Origin of the sequence: Pseudomonas sp. WS 5411, assembly GCF_012985595.1 — a bacterium.
GTDB classification, from domain to species: domain Bacteria; phylum Pseudomonadota; class Gammaproteobacteria; order Pseudomonadales; family Pseudomonadaceae; genus Aquipseudomonas; species Aquipseudomonas shahriarae.
In genome coordinates, this window is record NZ_JAARMC010000001.1 from 565,330 (window position 1) to 580,485 (window position 15,156).

General features: G+C 61.0%; 17 protein-coding genes and 5 tRNA genes. 8 read left to right on the forward strand and 14 right to left on the reverse strand.

Annotation, left to right across the window (positions count from 1 at the left end):
* Window positions 1–117: 117 nt before the first annotated feature.
* The 3 genes from ampE to HBR93_RS02540 all read right to left on the reverse strand — a co-directional run bounded on the left by ampE (window position 118) and on the right by HBR93_RS02540 (window position 3,736).
* Window positions 118–954, reverse strand: coding sequence for a regulatory signaling modulator protein AmpE (gene ampE / locus HBR93_RS02530; RefSeq protein ID WP_057441051.1), 837 nt, complete (start codon window positions 952–954; stop codon window positions 118–120).
* Window positions 951–1,514 carry a 1,6-anhydro-N-acetylmuramyl-L-alanine amidase AmpD gene (gene ampD, locus HBR93_RS02535; protein WP_057441053.1) on the reverse strand — a complete coding sequence of 188 codons (564 nt, stop codon included), beginning with the start codon at window positions 1,512–1,514 and terminating at the stop codon, window positions 951–953. Before ampD ends, ampE begins: the two co-directional genes overlap by 4 nt.
* A gap of 62 nt (window positions 1,515–1,576) precedes the next feature.
* Window positions 1,577–3,736 (reverse strand): DUF1631 domain-containing protein, encoded by a 2,160-nt coding sequence (locus HBR93_RS02540; protein WP_057441055.1) that lies wholly within the window; start codon window positions 3,734–3,736, stop codon window positions 1,577–1,579.
* A gap of 268 nt (window positions 3,737–4,004) precedes the next feature.
* Here HBR93_RS02540 and nadC point away from each other — a divergent pair, with 268 nt between their 5' ends.
* On the forward strand, window positions 4,005–4,853 hold the full coding sequence (gene nadC, locus HBR93_RS02545; RefSeq protein WP_057958406.1) for a carboxylating nicotinate-nucleotide diphosphorylase: 849 nt from the start codon (window positions 4,005–4,007) through the stop codon (window positions 4,851–4,853).
* A 66-nt stretch (window positions 4,854–4,919) separates the two neighbouring features.
* On the opposite strand, the gene HBR93_RS02550 is transcribed toward nadC, so the two are convergent.
* The 4 genes from HBR93_RS02550 to HBR93_RS02565 all read right to left on the reverse strand — a co-directional run bounded on the left by HBR93_RS02550 (window position 4,920) and on the right by HBR93_RS02565 (window position 7,370).
* Entirely contained in the window at window positions 4,920–5,225 is a 306-nt protein-coding gene (locus HBR93_RS02550; protein ID WP_057444407.1) for a DUF6388 family protein, read from the reverse strand.
* Window positions 5,226–5,362: 137 nt separating this feature from the next.
* Window positions 5,363–5,435 (reverse strand) — tRNA-Thr (locus HBR93_RS02555).
* A 39-nt stretch (window positions 5,436–5,474) separates the two neighbouring features.
* Window positions 5,475–6,881 (reverse strand): O-antigen ligase family protein, encoded by a 1,407-nt coding sequence (locus HBR93_RS02560; protein ID WP_169959780.1) that lies wholly within the window; start codon window positions 6,879–6,881, stop codon window positions 5,475–5,477.
* Between the two features lie 78 nt (window positions 6,882–6,959).
* Window positions 6,960–7,370, reverse strand: coding sequence for a pilin (locus HBR93_RS02565; RefSeq protein ID WP_120734164.1), 411 nt, complete (start codon window positions 7,368–7,370; stop codon window positions 6,960–6,962).
* 202 nt (window positions 7,371–7,572) lie between these two features.
* On the opposite strand from HBR93_RS02565, the gene HBR93_RS02570 reads away from it, so the two are divergent.
* The 4 genes from HBR93_RS02570 to yacG are packed head-to-tail and all read left to right on the forward strand — an operon-like array spanning window position 7,573 to window position 10,494.
* Window positions 7,573–8,799 (forward strand): type II secretion system F family protein, encoded by a 1,227-nt coding sequence (locus HBR93_RS02570; protein WP_169959781.1) that lies wholly within the window; start codon window positions 7,573–7,575, stop codon window positions 8,797–8,799.
* Window positions 8,800–8,807: 8 nt separating this feature from the next.
* Entirely contained in the window at window positions 8,808–9,674 is an 867-nt protein-coding gene (locus tag HBR93_RS02575; RefSeq protein WP_269835876.1) for an A24 family peptidase, read from the forward strand.
* Complete coding sequence (coaE, locus tag HBR93_RS02580) at window positions 9,671–10,294, forward strand: dephospho-CoA kinase (RefSeq protein ID WP_169959783.1); 624 nt, start codon at window positions 9,671–9,673, stop codon at window positions 10,292–10,294. The genes HBR93_RS02575 and coaE overlap by 4 nt, the downstream gene beginning before the upstream one ends.
* Window positions 10,291–10,494 carry a DNA gyrase inhibitor YacG gene (gene yacG / locus HBR93_RS02585; protein WP_032861907.1) on the forward strand — a complete coding sequence of 68 codons (204 nt, stop codon included), beginning with the start codon at window positions 10,291–10,293 and terminating at the stop codon, window positions 10,492–10,494. The genes coaE and yacG overlap by 4 nt, the downstream gene beginning before the upstream one ends.
* On the opposite strand, the gene HBR93_RS02590 is transcribed toward yacG, so the two are convergent.
* The 3 genes from HBR93_RS02590 to HBR93_RS02600 all read right to left on the reverse strand — a co-directional run bounded on the left by HBR93_RS02590 (window position 10,491) and on the right by HBR93_RS02600 (window position 11,923).
* Window positions 10,491–10,706, reverse strand: a complete 216-nt coding sequence (locus tag HBR93_RS02590; protein WP_057441062.1) for a hypothetical protein — start codon at window positions 10,704–10,706, stop codon at window positions 10,491–10,493. The genes yacG and HBR93_RS02590 overlap by 4 nt on opposite strands.
* Window positions 10,707–10,769: 63 nt before the next feature.
* Window positions 10,770–11,459, reverse strand: a complete 690-nt coding sequence (locus HBR93_RS02595) for an energy-coupling factor ABC transporter permease (RefSeq protein ID WP_057441064.1) — start codon at window positions 11,457–11,459, stop codon at window positions 10,770–10,772.
* Complete coding sequence (locus HBR93_RS02600; RefSeq protein ID WP_169959784.1) at window positions 11,456–11,923, reverse strand: FAD/FMN-containing dehydrogenase; 468 nt, start codon at window positions 11,921–11,923, stop codon at window positions 11,456–11,458. Before HBR93_RS02600 ends, HBR93_RS02595 begins: the two co-directional genes overlap by 4 nt.
* A 102-nt stretch (window positions 11,924–12,025) precedes the next feature.
* Here HBR93_RS02600 and HBR93_RS02605 point away from each other — a divergent pair, with 102 nt between their 5' ends.
* From HBR93_RS02605 to HBR93_RS02615, 3 genes are read left to right on the forward strand one after another with little or no spacing between them, the layout of a single operon-like run.
* Window positions 12,026–12,655, forward strand: coding sequence for a DUF1780 domain-containing protein (locus HBR93_RS02605; protein ID WP_057441069.1), 630 nt, complete (start codon window positions 12,026–12,028; stop codon window positions 12,653–12,655).
* Between the two features lie 39 nt (window positions 12,656–12,694).
* Complete coding sequence (locus tag HBR93_RS02610; protein WP_057441071.1) at window positions 12,695–12,868, forward strand: DUF3094 family protein; 174 nt, start codon at window positions 12,695–12,697, stop codon at window positions 12,866–12,868.
* 60 nt (window positions 12,869–12,928) lie between these two features.
* Window positions 12,929–14,227, forward strand: coding sequence for an NAD(P)/FAD-dependent oxidoreductase (locus HBR93_RS02615; RefSeq protein ID WP_169959785.1), 1,299 nt, complete (start codon window positions 12,929–12,931; stop codon window positions 14,225–14,227).
* Window positions 14,228–14,467: 240 nt separating this feature from the next.
* Here HBR93_RS02615 and HBR93_RS02620 read toward each other — a convergent pair.
* The 4 genes from HBR93_RS02620 to HBR93_RS02635 form a co-directional block, all read right to left on the reverse strand.
* A tRNA-Pro gene (locus HBR93_RS02620) sits at window positions 14,468–14,544 on the reverse strand.
* Between the two features lie 96 nt (window positions 14,545–14,640).
* Window positions 14,641–14,716, reverse strand: a tRNA-Lys gene (locus HBR93_RS02625).
* 5 nt (window positions 14,717–14,721) lie between these two features.
* A tRNA-Pro gene (locus tag HBR93_RS02630) sits at window positions 14,722–14,798 on the reverse strand.
* Window positions 14,799–14,807: 9 nt separating this feature from the next.
* A tRNA-Asn gene (locus tag HBR93_RS02635) sits at window positions 14,808–14,883 on the reverse strand.
* Window positions 14,884–15,156: the final 273 nt, after the last annotated feature.

Below are 15,156 nucleotides of genomic sequence, written 5' to 3' on the forward strand. Positions count from 1 at the left end.
TCTTTGTGGGAGCGGGTTTGTGTGGGAGCGGTGTGTCAGTACCGGATTTTTTGACTGCTACACCGCATCGCGGGCAAGCCCGCTCCCACACAAGCCCGCTCCCACAAGAGGTGTTTTTCAGGGCAGGACGGTCCAGATCGCAAACCCGGCGTACCACAACACGGCCGCTCGCAGCAGCAGTTCCCACAACCGATCCAGGCTGTTGATCCCTTCGGCACCGACCACCGGCGCAGGAATTTCGCCGGCCACCAGGCCAACCTTTTCCACCAACTGCGCCGCACTGATATCCCAGTTCAACAGTTCATGCAGCATTACCCGGCTGACCGCGACAAAATTGCCGACCAAGGCAAAGCTCGCCGCCAGCAACCGCACCGGCAACCAGTCGAACGCATGGCGCAATTGCCCGGCGCGCTCGACCACCAGCGGGTTCTGCCCGTGTTCACTGGCCAGGGCCAACAGGCGGTAGGCCAGGGCCACCACCGGGCCGAGGAGGAAGTACCAGAAAATCACCGCAAAAAAACTCTGATAGGCCTGCCACAGCAAATGGCCCTGGACCCGCTCCAGCAGTTGCTCGCCGCTGTCGGCGCCAATGCCCAGGTCACGTTCGGCAACGTGTTCAGCGGCTTGCAAGTCACCCCGGCGCCAGGCATCGCGAAACGGCCCCAACTGGCCCAGCAAATCGCCGCGGCCCAGGCTGTAGATCACCACCAACAGGTGCACCGGCAGCGCCAGCAAACCATAGGCCAGCGGCTCCAGGACCAGCAGTAACAGCCCCAGCAATGCCACCGGCAGCAACACCAGCAGCGCCAGGATCAGCCAGGGTTGTTTGCCCAGCCGCGCGCTCGACTCAAGCCGGGCCAGTTGGCGCAGCCAACGGCCATCACGCTGTACCCGCTGACGCAAGGCCGAGAATTTCTCGATCCACACTGCCAGCACCAACACCAGGAAACTCATTGTGCATGTCCTCCATCCTGCAAGGCGCCGCGAAAACGCGCCCAATCAAAAGCCGGTCCAGGATCGGTCTTGCGTCCTGGGGCGATGTCACTATGACCGCAAATGCGCTGGTGCGTGATGCCCGGGTAGGCGGCCAGCAATTGGCGACTCAGTTCGATCAGGGAATGGTACTGGGCGTCGGTAAAGGGTTGGTCGTCGGTCCCTTCAAGCTCGATCCCCAGGGAAAAGTCATTGCAGGTCTCGCGTCCCTCGAAACAGGAGACGCCAGCATGCCAGGCACGGTCCCGGCAGGAGACAAATTGCGTCACCGTACCATCACGCTCAATCAGAAAATGCGCGGATACCCGTAGGTCAGCGATGCCTGCAAAGTAGGGATGTTCCGTGACATCCAGACGATTCTGGAAAAACGCCTGCACTTTGCCCGTGGCGAACTGGGCCGGCGGCAAACTGATGTTGTGCACCACCAACAGGGAAATCTCGCCGCCTGGGCGTTCATTGAAGTTGGGCGACGGGCAATGGGCAATGCCCTGGCACCAACCGCTGGTGGGGTCCAACTGCATACAGGTTCCTTGCGCACGACTTGGGAGCGCTCAGTATGCCGTGATCCGCAGGGTGGTTGCGATCACTTGGCGCGATTGAGTTGGCGCAAGCTGCCAATCACCGACGCCAGCGCGCGGTCGAACAGCAGTGCATCATCCAGGGTGCGGACCCCGCCACGCTTGAACTCCAGGGCCAGCTCCGTGCAGGTTTTTTCCAGGACCTTGAGGCCAGTGCGATTGACAAATATATAGCTGTTGGCCGGGGCAATGATCGCCGTCAGCTTGCAGCGCAGGGTGTTTTCCTCATCTTCACGGAACTCGACCCAACTGCCGATGCGCAATTGCCGGACCTTGAGCAGATCGGGATCGTCCTCTGCCAGCCTGACCGCCTCCACCGGCGGCGCAGCGCCTGAGTTTTCGCGCACTTCGATCAGCGTCACATTGGGAAGCGCCGCCCCCTGGAACGCCTGGGTATGCAGGGCCTGCAACTGGATAAAAAACTCACGGGTCACAAAGGAATCAAACGCCGCCTCGCTCAGCCCCTCACGCAGGGCCTTGAGCAACGCGGGCAATTGTTCCAGCAGGCGGCGGCCGGCTTCGGTGTCTTCACTCAGGCCGACACTCCAGATCAATTCGTCCATGACCCGCAGCCGCGCCTGCCACTGCGGCGAGGGTTGCTCGTGCTTGAGGCATTCGAGCAACAACACCTGGCTCCAGGCCTGCTGCAGGAACAGCACCACGAAGTGCGGCAAGACCTTGCCCCGCAACCGTTGATTCACCGCATCGGCGACCCGCTGCCGCGCCTGTTCGGTGCGGGCGCGCCCTTCTTCGGCGTCGCGGGTACGCTGTTCGAGCAGCTCACTGCGGCGGCGCTCGTCCTGGGTAAACGCGGTGAACTCCTGCAGAAGTACGGCGAAAATCGCCGGGTCATCGACAAAGTCGTTCAACAGGCGCTGCACCACCTGCTCGATGCGCACATAAAGACTGTCACGCTGATAGTCATCACGCTTGCCCCAGCCCAAGGCGGCCGTGCCGATTTCATTGAGCAGGCGCCGCGCCGGGTGGCTGCCACGGCTGAAAAAACTCTTGTCCAGCACGGCCACTTTCAACATGGGAATCTGCAGGCGCGCAATCAACGCCTTGAGGGAGTCGGGCAAGGTACGGTCGTCGAGAATGAACTCGAACAACATGGCGATCAGGTTGATCACGTCCTCGTCGGCATCCTCTACCACCCGCGACTTGCCACTCTTGACGCTGACCCGGGTCAGCAGTTCTTCCAACTGGCGGCGCAGGTCAAAATCGTCCTCGACCGCAGGGTCTGGCACATATTGCTGCAAGTGGGAGAGCAGACGCAGCAGGTCGCGGGTGGAAATAGGCTGGGCCTGGGCGCTGGCCTCCAAGGTCGGGGCGACGCTGCCGCGCACTGTCAGCAACAGTTCCTGCAGGGCCGCGAACACTTGTTGCTCACCCTCGTCGGCCTGGGCGTCGGCAGCCGGAGCTACCTCCGCCGGCGGGCGGACCCGGCTGGCACGTTCGCCGGGACGTCGTGAGGGCACAGCCTTGAGCTCGGGCAGCACACCCGTGGCCACCAGTAACTGATTGGCCTCGCCGTACAGCAGGTCGGCATCGCTGAGCACGTATTTTTCAAACAGTTTCAAAATGATCAGCTTGACCCGGATCTCCACCCCCAGGCTGCGCCCGGCCCGCAGGAAGTACTCGCAGAGCATCGCCGGGCCCAGGGGGTTTTCCCGATCGTCGAGGTGCTTGCCCAGCAGCGCACCGAGGCGGGCGGTCAGTTGCCCCAGGGCCAGGCCGTCACGGTGCATGACCTTGTCGAGCATGGCCTCCAGGGCCACGGCTTTTTCCAGGTCATCGGCGCACGCGCCGGGCGCTGCTTCGTAGGAGACCGTCGGCAACAGCAACTCGCCTTGCCCGGCCTGCCCCAGGTTGGCAAATGCGTCGAAGAGCTGTTCCATGAACATGCGCTCGAAGTTCTTGCGCTTGAGGCGCAGGTCGCGCATGGCTTCAAAAAAAATATTGTGGTCGGCGCTGCTGCGGGCTTTGTCGGCCATCTCGAACAGAGTGTCGTCGGCGTTATCGAACAACTCCTGCAGCCCCCGGTCGAGTTGCTGCGTGGCCTTGTCACGCACCTGCAGCACAATCACAGGCAGGCGGGCGAGCGGCGACGGCATCGCTTGTGCGGCGATCCTGTTGATCGGCACCACCTTTGCGTCATTGTGCATGCTGGCCTCCTGGAGCGACGGGGTTCGGTTTTGTGAACGATCGCCACAACCACCGATGGAATACCGGCGGCTACCACGATTATTTGTAGATCACCGAGACGTCAAAGCTATGACGCCAATTGCAAGGCGCTAGATTATCTTGCAAATAGACCCTGTAGCGCCAGCAAACTCTGTACGGGCTTTGTAATCAGCCAGGTTATGCCGGCATACCTTGGGTTCGGCGCTGCCATGCCCCTATAATCGAGGCACTTTGTATGTGGAGCCCGCTATGCCGAATCTACGCCTCGCCGACCTCACCGCCGAAATCGAAGCCAACGTGCGCCGCGCACTGCTGGAAGATATCGGCAGCGGCGATATCACCGCGCAACTGATCCCGGCCGAACGCCTGGCCAAGGCCACGATCATCACCCGTGATGCTGCGGTTATCAGTGGCACCGCCTGGGTCGATGCCGTGTTCCGCCAGTTGGACCCACGGGTTGCCGTGCATTGGCAGGTACGCGACGGTGAACGCGTCAGCCCCAACCAGGCGCTGTTCCACCTCGAAGGTCCTGCCCGCTCATTGCTGACCGGCGAACGCAGCGCGCTGAATTTCCTGCAACTGTTGTCAGGCGTGGCCACCCGCGCGCAGTACCTGGCGGACTTTGTCGCCACCACCCAGGTCAAGCTGCTGGACACCCGCAAGACTCTGCCGGGGCTGCGCCTGGCGCAAAAGTACGCGGTGACCTGCGGCGGTTGCCACAATCACCGCATCGGTCTGTATGACGCGTTCCTGATCAAGGAAAACCATATCGCCGCCTGCGGGGGGATTGCACAGGCCATTACTGCCGCCCACAAGATCGCCCCGGGCAAGCCGGTGGAAGTCGAAGTGGAAAGCCTGGAAGAGTTACGCGAGGCCCTGGCGGCAGGTGCCGACATCATCATGCTGGATGAGTTGAGCCTGGACGACATGCGCGAAGCCGTGCGCTTGAACGGCGGCAAGGCCAAGCTGGAAGCCAGTGGCGGGATCAACGAAAGCACTTTGCTGCCCATTGCCGAGACCGGCGTGGACTACATCTCTATCGGCGCGATGACCAAGGATGTGAAGGCGGTGGATCTGTCGATGCGGCTCAGTATCTGAGTCGCTGCAAACTTCAAGCTGCAAGGGCGCGTGGCGACACTTGCAGCTTGAAACCTGCCGTAGCTTCTAAACCACCAGATTGTTCATCTCGCAATACTCTTCCCACTCGACACCCAGCACCTCGGCCGCCTCTTTGTGCAGGGCCAGGCGCGCAGCTTCGAATTCTTCCGCTGTGCAGGTGTACTTGAGGGTCAGTTCCCAAGGCTGGAAGCCCTGGCTCTCGGCCTCGTCCTCGAATGCCCACTGGATCTGGTCGCGCTGATCATCAGCGCTCAGGTCCTTGATCTCTTCCTTAAGCTGCGCCGACTCCTCGAGGTATTTCTTGAGGGCTTCTGCGTGCCGCACTTCCTGGGTCATTTCTGTCGTGGTCATGTCGTTCTCTTAGATCGAAGGAATGGGGATGCATCTGGGTCATCAAGGTTGCGCAGATACAAAAGAACGGGCACGAATACCGGTTCGTCTGGCCTTCAGAACCATTCTGGGATCATCTGAAAACTGTGGTGCCTTTTTGCCCGAGACAGGAATCGAACCTGCGACCTTCGCGTTACGAGTGCGCTGCTCTACCAACTGAGCTACACGGGCGGTGGGCTAAAGCTAGCACTGCAATGGGCGCCCGGCAACTTACCGAATGTGCGGCGCAATGACTCCCTGGACCCAGAAGCGCGGCTGCAGAAGTCTTTTGGTGATAGTGATGTAGTGCTGGCTGCGTTCCGTCGCGCCTGGCAGGTCGCGGTACACGACAAATACCAGCAACGCCACCGACAGCACAGCCGACGCCTGCCAGGCCCCGCGCAACAGCGGCATCGGCTCGACAACCGGCGTGCGCCACGGATGCAATGCCATCAACCAACCCACCACCAGCGCCAACCACAGTTGCGAATAGGGCATCACGATAATCCCGTCGACCATCGCCTGCACCGTCGCGCCCAGCAGCGCGGCGAATAGACACAGGCGCAGCAGGTCTTGCGGTGCCCCTGACGGCCCTTGCCGATGAATGACCCTCAGTGTGGCCCAGCCGCCGCGCAGCGCCAGCAACGCGACGCACAGGGCCGAGAGCACACCCCACTCACTGGCCCACTGCAGGATTGCCTGGTGCGGATGGGCAGCAATCGGGTTGGGGATATCGGCAAAGTGCATCGGCCCGAAACCGAGCCACGGCCGTTCGCGGATCATGTCCCAGGCTTGCCACCAGATCACTTCACGACCCGAAAGGCTGGTGGTAAGGCGGTCATTGGAAAGACTGGCAATTTCCAGCCCCAGGTAAGGCGCCAACACCGTGAACAACAACCCGTATAAAACCAGCCCGCCACACAGCGCAGCCAGCTGCCAGGTCAACCAGCGACGCCCCGCCGCCCCCAGAAAAGCCAGGACCAGTGCCGCAACGCCGAAGCCCAGCCAGGTGCCACGGGTGCCGCCACTGATTGCAATCAACCACCATGCACACAACAGGGCGAACACCAGCCCACGCGCCAACCGCGAGGTGCCCGTGAGCAGCAGCGGCAACGCCAGCAAGGGCAAGGTAAACGTCTGGAACTGGCCGTAGAAACGCTTGTTGGAGAACCCGGAAAGCAGCAGGTCGGTGTCCAGTGTCGGTTCGCCACTGGTAAACGCCAGGACGCCCGCGTACCCATATTGCAGGCTCTTGATCAGGCACAGCAGCAACACAAACAGGATCAGCACCTGATCCAGGGTTTGATCGCCATTGCGTCGCAAGCGGGCAAAAGCTGCGGCAATCACCCCGCAGGTGATCATCAGCGCCCACTCGGTCAACGCCCAGAGAGGCTGGTGGGCCAACAACGAAGAGATCAGGCCCAGGCCGAACACCAGCCCCAGGCCGATAGCGGTGGGTCTGTCGACCAGGCGCCCGGCGGGAGTCGCCAGGCCATAGAGCAACGCACACACAGCCACGCCGACCTGCAGCACACGCTGCCAGTCATGACCACTGAAGGACAGGGTGATGCCCAGCAGCAAAAGGCTCAGCGCCATCACCAAAAACACGCTTCCTCGCTGTTGCACGGATAACGTCATGGGCACCCCTTACTTCCCTGTGAAGTGCCTGGGAGCCCGTCACGCCAGGCCCCCATCACTGATTTAGGTGGCCCGGACTCAGTTGCCAGCCGTGCAACCCTTTGCAACGTACTGCTCGTCAGCGTTGGTGGTGCACTTCCAACCGTCACTGGCACTGCGCGCCAGGGTAATGAGCTTGCCCTGGACAGGCGCAGGCGCATCGAGGATCTCACAGGCAATCGAACCCGTCCCCGCAGCCACATCGCCCGCCACGCTGATCACGCAATTGGCGGTCGGGCTGGTGCCGCCGATCAGCGCCAGCGTGGGTGCCGTGCCCTGGTTGAAGGTGTCTTCGAAGCCCGCCTTCAACGCCGAGACTTCCGCCAACCCCGCAGTGAACTTGGCCTTGGCCTGGTGCTTGGTATACATGGGCAGGCCAATCGTGGCCAAGATGCCGATGATCGCCACGACGATCAACAGCTCGATCAAAGTAAAGCCGTTCTGACGCATCACATTCACTCTCCAGAATAAAACCCATCGCAAGGCACCTCCTGCGCCCTGCCCTCAACAACCGCGCCAGTGTACTCATCCGCGCCGGGCCAGGCCCTCACAAGACGCACAATCTGACATTTTTCCCTTGCCCAATCGCCTGACGGACACACAGCCCTGACTAAGCTGTAAATCGTCACCTGTCGATGAGCCGTAGCACCCCATGAATGATGTCACCGTAAACCCGGCCCCCACCGCCACCTACGCCTGGGAAGGCACCCTGCGCAATGGCCGCAAAGTGTCCGGCGAAACCCGCGGGCATAGCCCGGCCGTGATCAAGGCCCAATTGCGCCGACAAGGGATCAATCCGGTTCGGGTCCAGATGCGCTCCAGCCTCCTGTCTGGCCTGCGCAACCCCATCACCCCAGCCGATGTTGCGCTGTTCACCCGCCAACTGGCGACCCTGCTGAAGGCGGGAATCCCCCTGCTGCAAGCCTTCGACATGATCGGCGAAGGCTTTGAAAACCGGGCCATGCGCACAATGGTCCAGGGATTGAAGCAGGAGATTGCCGCCGGCAACAGCCTGACCGGCGCGTTATTGAAACAACCGCAGTGCTTCAACGCCCTGTATTGCAGCCTGATCGCGGCCGGCGAACAGGCCGGCACCCTGGAAACCCTGCTGGAGCGGGTCGCCACCCACCTGGAAAAAAGCCAACGCCTCAAGGCCCGGATCAAGAAAGCCATGACCTATCCACTGGTGGTCCTGCTCGTGGCCACCCTGGTCAGCAGTATCTTGCTGATCCACGTCGTGCCCCAGTTCGAAAGCCTGTTCGCCGGCATCGACACGCCGCTGCCGCGCTTTACCCTGCTGGTTATTGTGCTGTCCGAATTCATGCAAAGCGCGTGGTGGATGCTGTTGCTGGCCGTGGTGGTGACTACTTGGGGCATACGTCGCAGCTATCGTCGACACAGTGGTTTTCGCCTGTGGCTGGACGCTGGTTTGTTGAAAGTGCCATTGGCAGGCACACTGCTGAAAAAAACCGCTGTCGCCCGCTACGCTCGCACCCTCGCCACCACCTTTGCCGCCGGCGTACCGCTGGCACAGGCGTTGGATTCAGTGGCGGGAGCCGCCGGCAACGAACGCTTCAAACAAGCAGTCACGCGTATGCGCCAGGACGTAGCAATAGGAATGCAATTGAATCGAACCATGACCGCCAGCGGCCTGTTCCCTGGCATGGCGATCCAGATGACAGCCATCGGCGAAGAATCGGGCGCACTGGACAGCATGCTGGAGAAGGTCGCCGACCATTATGAAACGGACGTCGACAACCTGGTGGACAACCTGACCAGCCTGATGGAACCGCTGATCATGGTGGTGCTCGGCAGCATTGTCGGGGCGCTGGTGATCGCCATGTACCTGCCGATCTTCCAGCTCGGCACGGCGTTTTGAACATGGCCCTGGACCTCCTCCTGATCCTCCATCCCTGGCTGTTCGTCTGGGCTTCACTGGTGCTGGGGCTGATCGTCGGCAGCTTCCTCAACGTGCTGGTCTGGCGCCTGCCAAAAATGCTCGAGCGCGACTGGCGCGCCCAGGCCCATGAAATACTCGGCCTGCCCCCGGAACCCGGCGGCCCGACCTATAACCTGTTGCACCCCAACTCCTGCTGCCCGCACTGCTCACAGCCGATTCGCCCGTGGCAAAACATCCCGGTGCTCAGCTACTTGCTGCTGCGGGGGCGCTGCGCGCAGTGCCACGGTTCCATCAGCCCACGCTACCCGCTGACCGAACTGGCGTGCGGGCTGCTTTCGGCATTTATTGCCTGGCATTACGGCTTCGGCTGGCCAGCCGCTGGCGTGCTGTTCTTGAGCTGGGGCTTGCTGGCCATGAGCCTGATCGACGCCGATCACCAACTGCTGCCGGATGTGCTGGTGCTGCCACTGCTGTGGCTGGGGTTGATCCTCAATTATTTCGAGTTGTACACGACCCTGCCCGATGCCCTGCTGGGCGCGGTTGCCGGTTACCTGAGCCTGTGGTCGGTGTTCTGGCTGTTCAAGTTGTGCACCGGCAAGGACGGCATGGGCTATGGCGACTTCAAGCTGCTGGCCCTGCTCGGTGCCTGGGGCGGTTGGCAGATCCTGCCGCTGACGCTGTTGCTGGCATCGCTGGTGGGTGCGATCGCAGGGGTGATTGTCTTGCGCATACGCAACGCGCAGACGTCAGTGCCCTTGCCTTTTGGTCCCTATCTGGCGATTGCCGGCTGGATTGCATTGCTCTGGGGTGGTCAAATAACCGACTTCTATTTGCAGTCTGTCGGTTTCAGATGACCACTTCTGTCGCAACACCCTGGATTCTTGGCCTGACGGGCGGCATCGGCAGCGGTAAAAGCGCTGCGGCCCAGCACTTTATCGACCTTGGCGTGGACCTTATCGACGCCGACCATGCCTCGCGCTGGGTGGTGGAACCCGGCCGCCCGGCGCTGGCGAAGATTGCCGAGCACTTCGGCGGCGAGATCCTGCTGCCCGATGGCCAACTGGATCGCGCAGCCTTGCGCAAGCGCATTTTCGAGGCGCCGCAAGAACGCCTGTGGCTTGAGGCCCTGCTGCATCCGTTGATTGCCGACGAGATCCGTAGCCATCTGGCCCGCGCCCGCTCACCCTATGCGATCCTGGTGTCGCCGTTGTTGATCGAGTCGGGCCAGCAAACCATGACCCAGCGCATCCTGGTGATCGATGTGCCGCAAGCAACGCAGATTCAGCGTACCCTGCTGCGCGATGGCATCAGCGAAGAACAGGTGCAGGCGATTCTCAAGGCCCAGGCCTCACGGGAAGACCGTTTGCGCCAAGCCGACGATGTACTGGTCAATGATCAGGACCTGGCCTGGCTAAAGGCCGAGGTCGAGCGACTGCACCACTTTTACCTTACTTTGCGTGGAGGCCGAACATGAGCCAACCCTTGACCGTCGAATGCCCAACCTGCGGCGCCCCCGTGGAATGGAAAGCGACCAACCTCAACCGGCCATTCTGCTCGGATCGCTGCAAACTGATCGACCTGGGCGCCTGGGCTGCGGAAGAACACAAGATTCCAGTCAGCCCGGACGCCGAAGACGAATTGTTCTCCGAAGACCTGCCACCGCGCGCCCACTAAGGCCGCATAAAGCCGTAATCCTGCTGGTCGTCGAGGTTTTCCGCGAGAAATTGCAACTCGTCGGCCAGGTCTTCGGCACTGCGCACGCCTTTGCTCTGCTGCACCACCGCGCTGAGCAAGGCGCGCAGGCTCAGACCCGGGTCAAAACCGATTTCCTGTGCTGCGTCCTGGCTTCTGCGCAACTCCTGCCGTGCCCACTCGTACACACTCATGATCGTGCTCCTGGAAGTTTCGCAGAGCATGCGACCACTTTTGCGTGGCACCCTTGATTTGGATCAAGGGCGCGAATTGTCGTCTTTCCAGGGCGCCGAGAGGTAGCGCGTGCGGTTGAACGTCTCAAGCCACTCCGGGCAAAACACCACCAGCGCACTGATCACGGTGCCGTTGATAAAGGCTTCGGGAAAGATGATCAGCCACAGGTAACCGATAAAATCCTCGATCCACTCCGGCATGGCGAAGCGGCCGTCCAGCCACAGCAGGCCCAGGCCCGCCAATAGGCACAACAACGCCGACAGAGCAGCGGCAAAAAAACCCGAACAAAAGATATACACAAAAGGATTGCGCGGCTGCGCCCGCTCCACCAGCAGCGCGCACGTCTCTGTCACCAACACCGGTAGCAGGACCAGCAGCGCGCCATTGACCCCGACCGCCGCCAAGTCCTGGCGCCCGAGCAGCACCAGGCCCAACTGTGCCGCCAGCCCACCGACAATCGCCAAGGGCCAGTCGAGCAGCAGGGTCACGGCGGTCATGCCGATAAAGTGGTAGGACACCCCGGTATCGAAGTCCCGACGCACCAGCCACAGCATGAACAGCGCGAACACCGTGCCAAACAACAGGTGCTGGCGGCGCCGGTCGGCAAACAGTTCGACCCAGGACGAGCGCAGGATCGCCCAGACAATTACCGGCGCATACAGCAGCCAGCCCAGCCACAGGGTTTGCGGCGCCAGCACGGCGGCACTGATCACGGCTGCACCTGCTCCAGGGCCTGGCGCAGCTCGGCGGCAGTCGCGTATTCATGGCGCGCAACCAGCTTGCCGTCTTCGAGTTGCAACCACAGCACTTTATCCACAGGCGCCGGATAACGCGGAGCGATCCGCGCATCACGGTCAAGCATCACCCGGTAGTTGTAGGCTTGCATCGCCGGGACGGCAAAGAGCTTGGCGATCAGCCTCGGCATACGCTGGATATCAGCGACAAACACCACATGGCGCGCCTCCAGATACCCCTTGGGCTGACCCTGCAAGGCCGCATCCACCAACTTGGCGGCATCCATGCTGCGCGCAACCAGCAAGACCTTCGCCTGGTTATCCAGGGTATAGGCCTGGTCGAATTGATCGAGCAGGGTCCACGGCGCCAGCCGCTCCCCGAGTTCAACCGCCTGGGCCCACAGGGGCAAAAGGCTGAGCAACACCGTAAGCAAAAACTTCACCGCGAACTCCTTGTGCAAAACCGTCGACAGAACCGCCAGTCTACACCGAGCCTTTTCACACGGGACTTCCTGCAGTCATCATTTGAACGCTAAGCTGCAAGCATGGATGACTCAGATTATTTGCGCCTGCTCACCATAGCGGCCGAACAAGCCAACGCGTTCCTGTCCAATGCCCGCAAATGGGAGCGTGAGCGTTGGGTCTGCCAGCGCCTGCTACAAGGCCTGAATGTGCCCTACCGCGCCGAAGAGTTTCATGCCGCCGGTCAGGAGCCGCCGGACGTACTGTTTCGCGATGCCAGCTTCGAAGTGTTTTTTGTCCTCGATGAAGGCCGGCGCCTGAATGACGAGTGGCGCGACGAACTGGTGCGTCGGCGCAGCGCTTTTTCCCTGAGCCAACTGGTGCGGCGCGAGGCCAAGCCCAGACGCATTCCCGCCCATGAGTTCCTGCTGCGCCTGGCCCCGACCCTGCGCAAGAAAGCCCATAACTACAAGGAGCGCGGCATGGACCTGGGGGAGCTGGATATCATCGCCTTCGCCAGCCTCAAGCGCGAAGTGCTGGACCTCAACAGCCATTTCCCGCCGCCCACCGAATACCTGCGCCAGGGCTGGCGCTCGCTGTCGTTGGTCGGCCCGACCTTTGCGCGGGTGCTGTTCGCCCATCCCGACGCACCGGATTTCTTGCGCAACAACCTGGGGCGCAGCATAGTGTTCGATGTGGGTATCAGCCTGTAACGTGGTGCCCTTTTGCAACGTCTCCCTGACGAGGCCTTTATGACCAGCCGCCTGAACCCTGACGACCAACAACATGTCGAAGAGTACCTGCAACTGTCCCAGCACCAGGTTGAGCGCAAGCCTTTCCGGCCGTGGCTGCTCCTTGGGGTGGTACTGGTTGTGGTGATTGGCCTGGGCGTCCTGAGCCGCCTTTTGAGTTACCTGACGCTATGAGCTGCCTGGCGCTCGCTCGGGTAACTGCACCGATTTCTTTTAGCCTTGCGAGATACCCCCATGACCCATCGTATTATTATCGTCGGCGGCGGCGCCGGCGGCCTGGAGTTGGCTACCCGCCTGGGTAAGACTCTGGGCAAGCGCGGTACCGCCAGTGTCACGCTGGTGGATACCAACCTGACCCATATCTGGAAACCCCTGCTGCACGAGGTGGCCGCCGGCTCGCTGAACTCCTCTGAAGACGAACTCAATTATGTTGCCCAGGCAAAATGGAACCACTTCGAGTTCCAGCTGGGGCGCATGAGCGGGCTCGATCGTGAACAGAAGAAAATCCAGCTGGCCGCGACCCTCGATGAAGAAGGCCGGGAACTGGTGCCTGCGCGCGTGCTGGGTTACGACACCCTGGTGATTGCCGTCGGCAGCACCACCAATGACTTCGGTACCGAAGGCGCGGCCCAGCACTGCCTGTTCCTCGATACCCGCAAGCAGGCCGAACGTTTCCACCAGCAATTGCTCAACCACTACCTGCGCGCCCATGCCGGGCAAACCGATGTGGTGGAACAGATCAGCGTGGCAATCGTTGGCGCTGGCGCCACCGGCGTCGAACTGGCCGCCGAGCTGCACAATGCGGCCCACGAACTGGCGGCCTATGGCCTGGACCGGATCAAGCCGGAAAACATGTACATCACCCTGATCGAAGCCGGGCCCCGGGTATTGCCGGCCCTGCCAGAGCGAATCAGCGGGCCTGTGCATAAAACCCTGGAAAAGCTTGGGGTGACGGTCATGACTAACTCGGCTGTGAGTGAAGTCACCGCCGACAGCCTGATTACCAGCAGTGGCCAGGTGATCCCTGCCAGCCTCAAGGTCTGGGCGGCGGGGATTCGCGCGCCAGGTTTCCTCAAGGACATCGACGGCCTGGAGACCAATCGCATCAACCAGCTGCAGGTGCTGCCAACCCTGCAGACTACCCGTGACGAGAATATCTTCGCCTTCGGTGACTGCGCGGCCTGCCCGCAACCGGGCACCGACCGCAACGTTCCGCCACGGGCGCAAGCGGCGCACCAGCAGGCGTCGCTGCTGGCTAAATCGCTGAAGTTGCGCATCGACGGCAAGGTGCTGCCCAGCTACAAGTACACCGATTACGGCTCCCTGATCTCGCTGTCGCGTTTTTCGGCTGTGGGTAACTTGATGGGCAACCTGACCGGCAGTGTGATGCTCGAAGGCTGGCTGGCGCGGATGTTCTATGTGTCGCTGTACCGCATGCACCAGATGGCGTTGTACGGGTTCTTCCGCACGATGATGTTGATGCTGGGCAGCAAAATCGGACGGGGCACCGAGCCGCGGCTCAAACTTCACTGACAATACGGTTCAGGACGGGGCGTAAGCGAGGCGATTTTATATGCATGCGCGCCCTGCCCTCCCCTGTGGGAGCTGTCTTGCCCTGCGAGGCTGCGATAGCGGTGTGCCAGGCGACATAAAGGCTGGCAGTGACGCCGCCCTCGCAGGGCGAGACAGCTCCCACCTTTGATCACCATGCACCTTCAGGTTTTGCGCAGGCAAAAAAAATCCCCGTATCTTTCGATACGAGGATTTTTAATATGGTCGGGGTAAGGGGATTCGAACTCCTGACATCCTGCTCCCAAAGCAGGCGCGCTACCGGACTGCGCTATACCCCGGTAAAAAAAAGGCGACCTTTTCAAGTCGCCTTCTTCGATCAGGGCTTTTGGCCTCTGATCTTAAGATTCGATTCCAGCGTTAACTGGTCTCAAAAATGGTGGGTCGTGTGGGATTCGAACCTACGACCAATTGGTTAAAAGCCAACTGCTCTACCAACTGAGCTAACGACCCAAATATGGTCGGGGTAAGGGGATTCGAACTCCTGACATCCTGCTCCCAAAGCAGGCGCGCTACCGGACTGCGCTATACCCCGGTTTGAAATTGGCTCCGTGACCAGGACTCGAACCTGGGACCCAATGATTAACAGTCATTTGCTCTACCGACTGAGCTATCACGGAACTACATATTTCAAAGTACTACGGTGCTGCTTGTTACCTTCTCTTCGACTTGTCCGTATCGCTACGTTCGTGTCTCTGAGGCGCGCTATTCTACAATCTTAAAAACCCCTGTCAACCCTTTAAATTGCTTTTAAGACAATGATTTGCGCTTCTTTCTGATTTCTCCTTGGGGAGAAGAAACCCGTGGGCTGACGTTGCTGCGGGGCGCACTTTACAAGCCTTTGCCTTACAGTTCAACGCCCTATCGAAAAAAAAGGCCCCGCAATGCGGGGC

Coding starts and splice junctions, on each gene's coding strand:
- ampE (WP_057441051.1), bottom strand. CDS start 954: ATGAGTTTCCTGGTGTTGGTGCTGGCAGTGTGGATCGAGAAATTCTCG.
- ampD (WP_057441053.1), bottom strand. CDS start 1,514: ATGCAGTTGGACCCCACCAGCGGTTGGTGCCAGGGCATTGCCCATTGC.
- HBR93_RS02540 (WP_057441055.1), bottom strand. CDS start 3,736: ATGCACAATGACGCAAAGGTGGTGCCGATCAACAGGATCGCCGCACAA.
- nadC (WP_057958406.1), top strand. CDS start 4,005: ATGCCGAATCTACGCCTCGCCGACCTCACCGCCGAAATCGAAGCCAAC.
- HBR93_RS02550 (WP_057444407.1), bottom strand. CDS start 5,225: ATGACCACGACAGAAATGACCCAGGAAGTGCGGCACGCAGAAGCCCTC.
- HBR93_RS02560 (WP_169959780.1), bottom strand. CDS start 6,881: ATGACGTTATCCGTGCAACAGCGAGGAAGCGTGTTTTTGGTGATGGCG.
- HBR93_RS02565 (WP_120734164.1), bottom strand. CDS start 7,370: ATGCGTCAGAACGGCTTTACTTTGATCGAGCTGTTGATCGTCGTGGCG.
- HBR93_RS02570 (WP_169959781.1), top strand. CDS start 7,573: ATGAATGATGTCACCGTAAACCCGGCCCCCACCGCCACCTACGCCTGG.
- coaE (WP_169959783.1), top strand. CDS start 9,671: ATGACCACTTCTGTCGCAACACCCTGGATTCTTGGCCTGACGGGCGGC.
- yacG (WP_032861907.1), top strand. CDS start 10,291: ATGAGCCAACCCTTGACCGTCGAATGCCCAACCTGCGGCGCCCCCGTG.
- HBR93_RS02590 (WP_057441062.1), bottom strand. CDS start 10,706: ATGAGTGTGTACGAGTGGGCACGGCAGGAGTTGCGCAGAAGCCAGGAC.
- HBR93_RS02605 (WP_057441069.1), top strand. CDS start 12,026: ATGGATGACTCAGATTATTTGCGCCTGCTCACCATAGCGGCCGAACAA.
- HBR93_RS02610 (WP_057441071.1), top strand. CDS start 12,695: ATGACCAGCCGCCTGAACCCTGACGACCAACAACATGTCGAAGAGTAC.
- HBR93_RS02615 (WP_169959785.1), top strand. CDS start 12,929: ATGACCCATCGTATTATTATCGTCGGCGGCGGCGCCGGCGGCCTGGAG.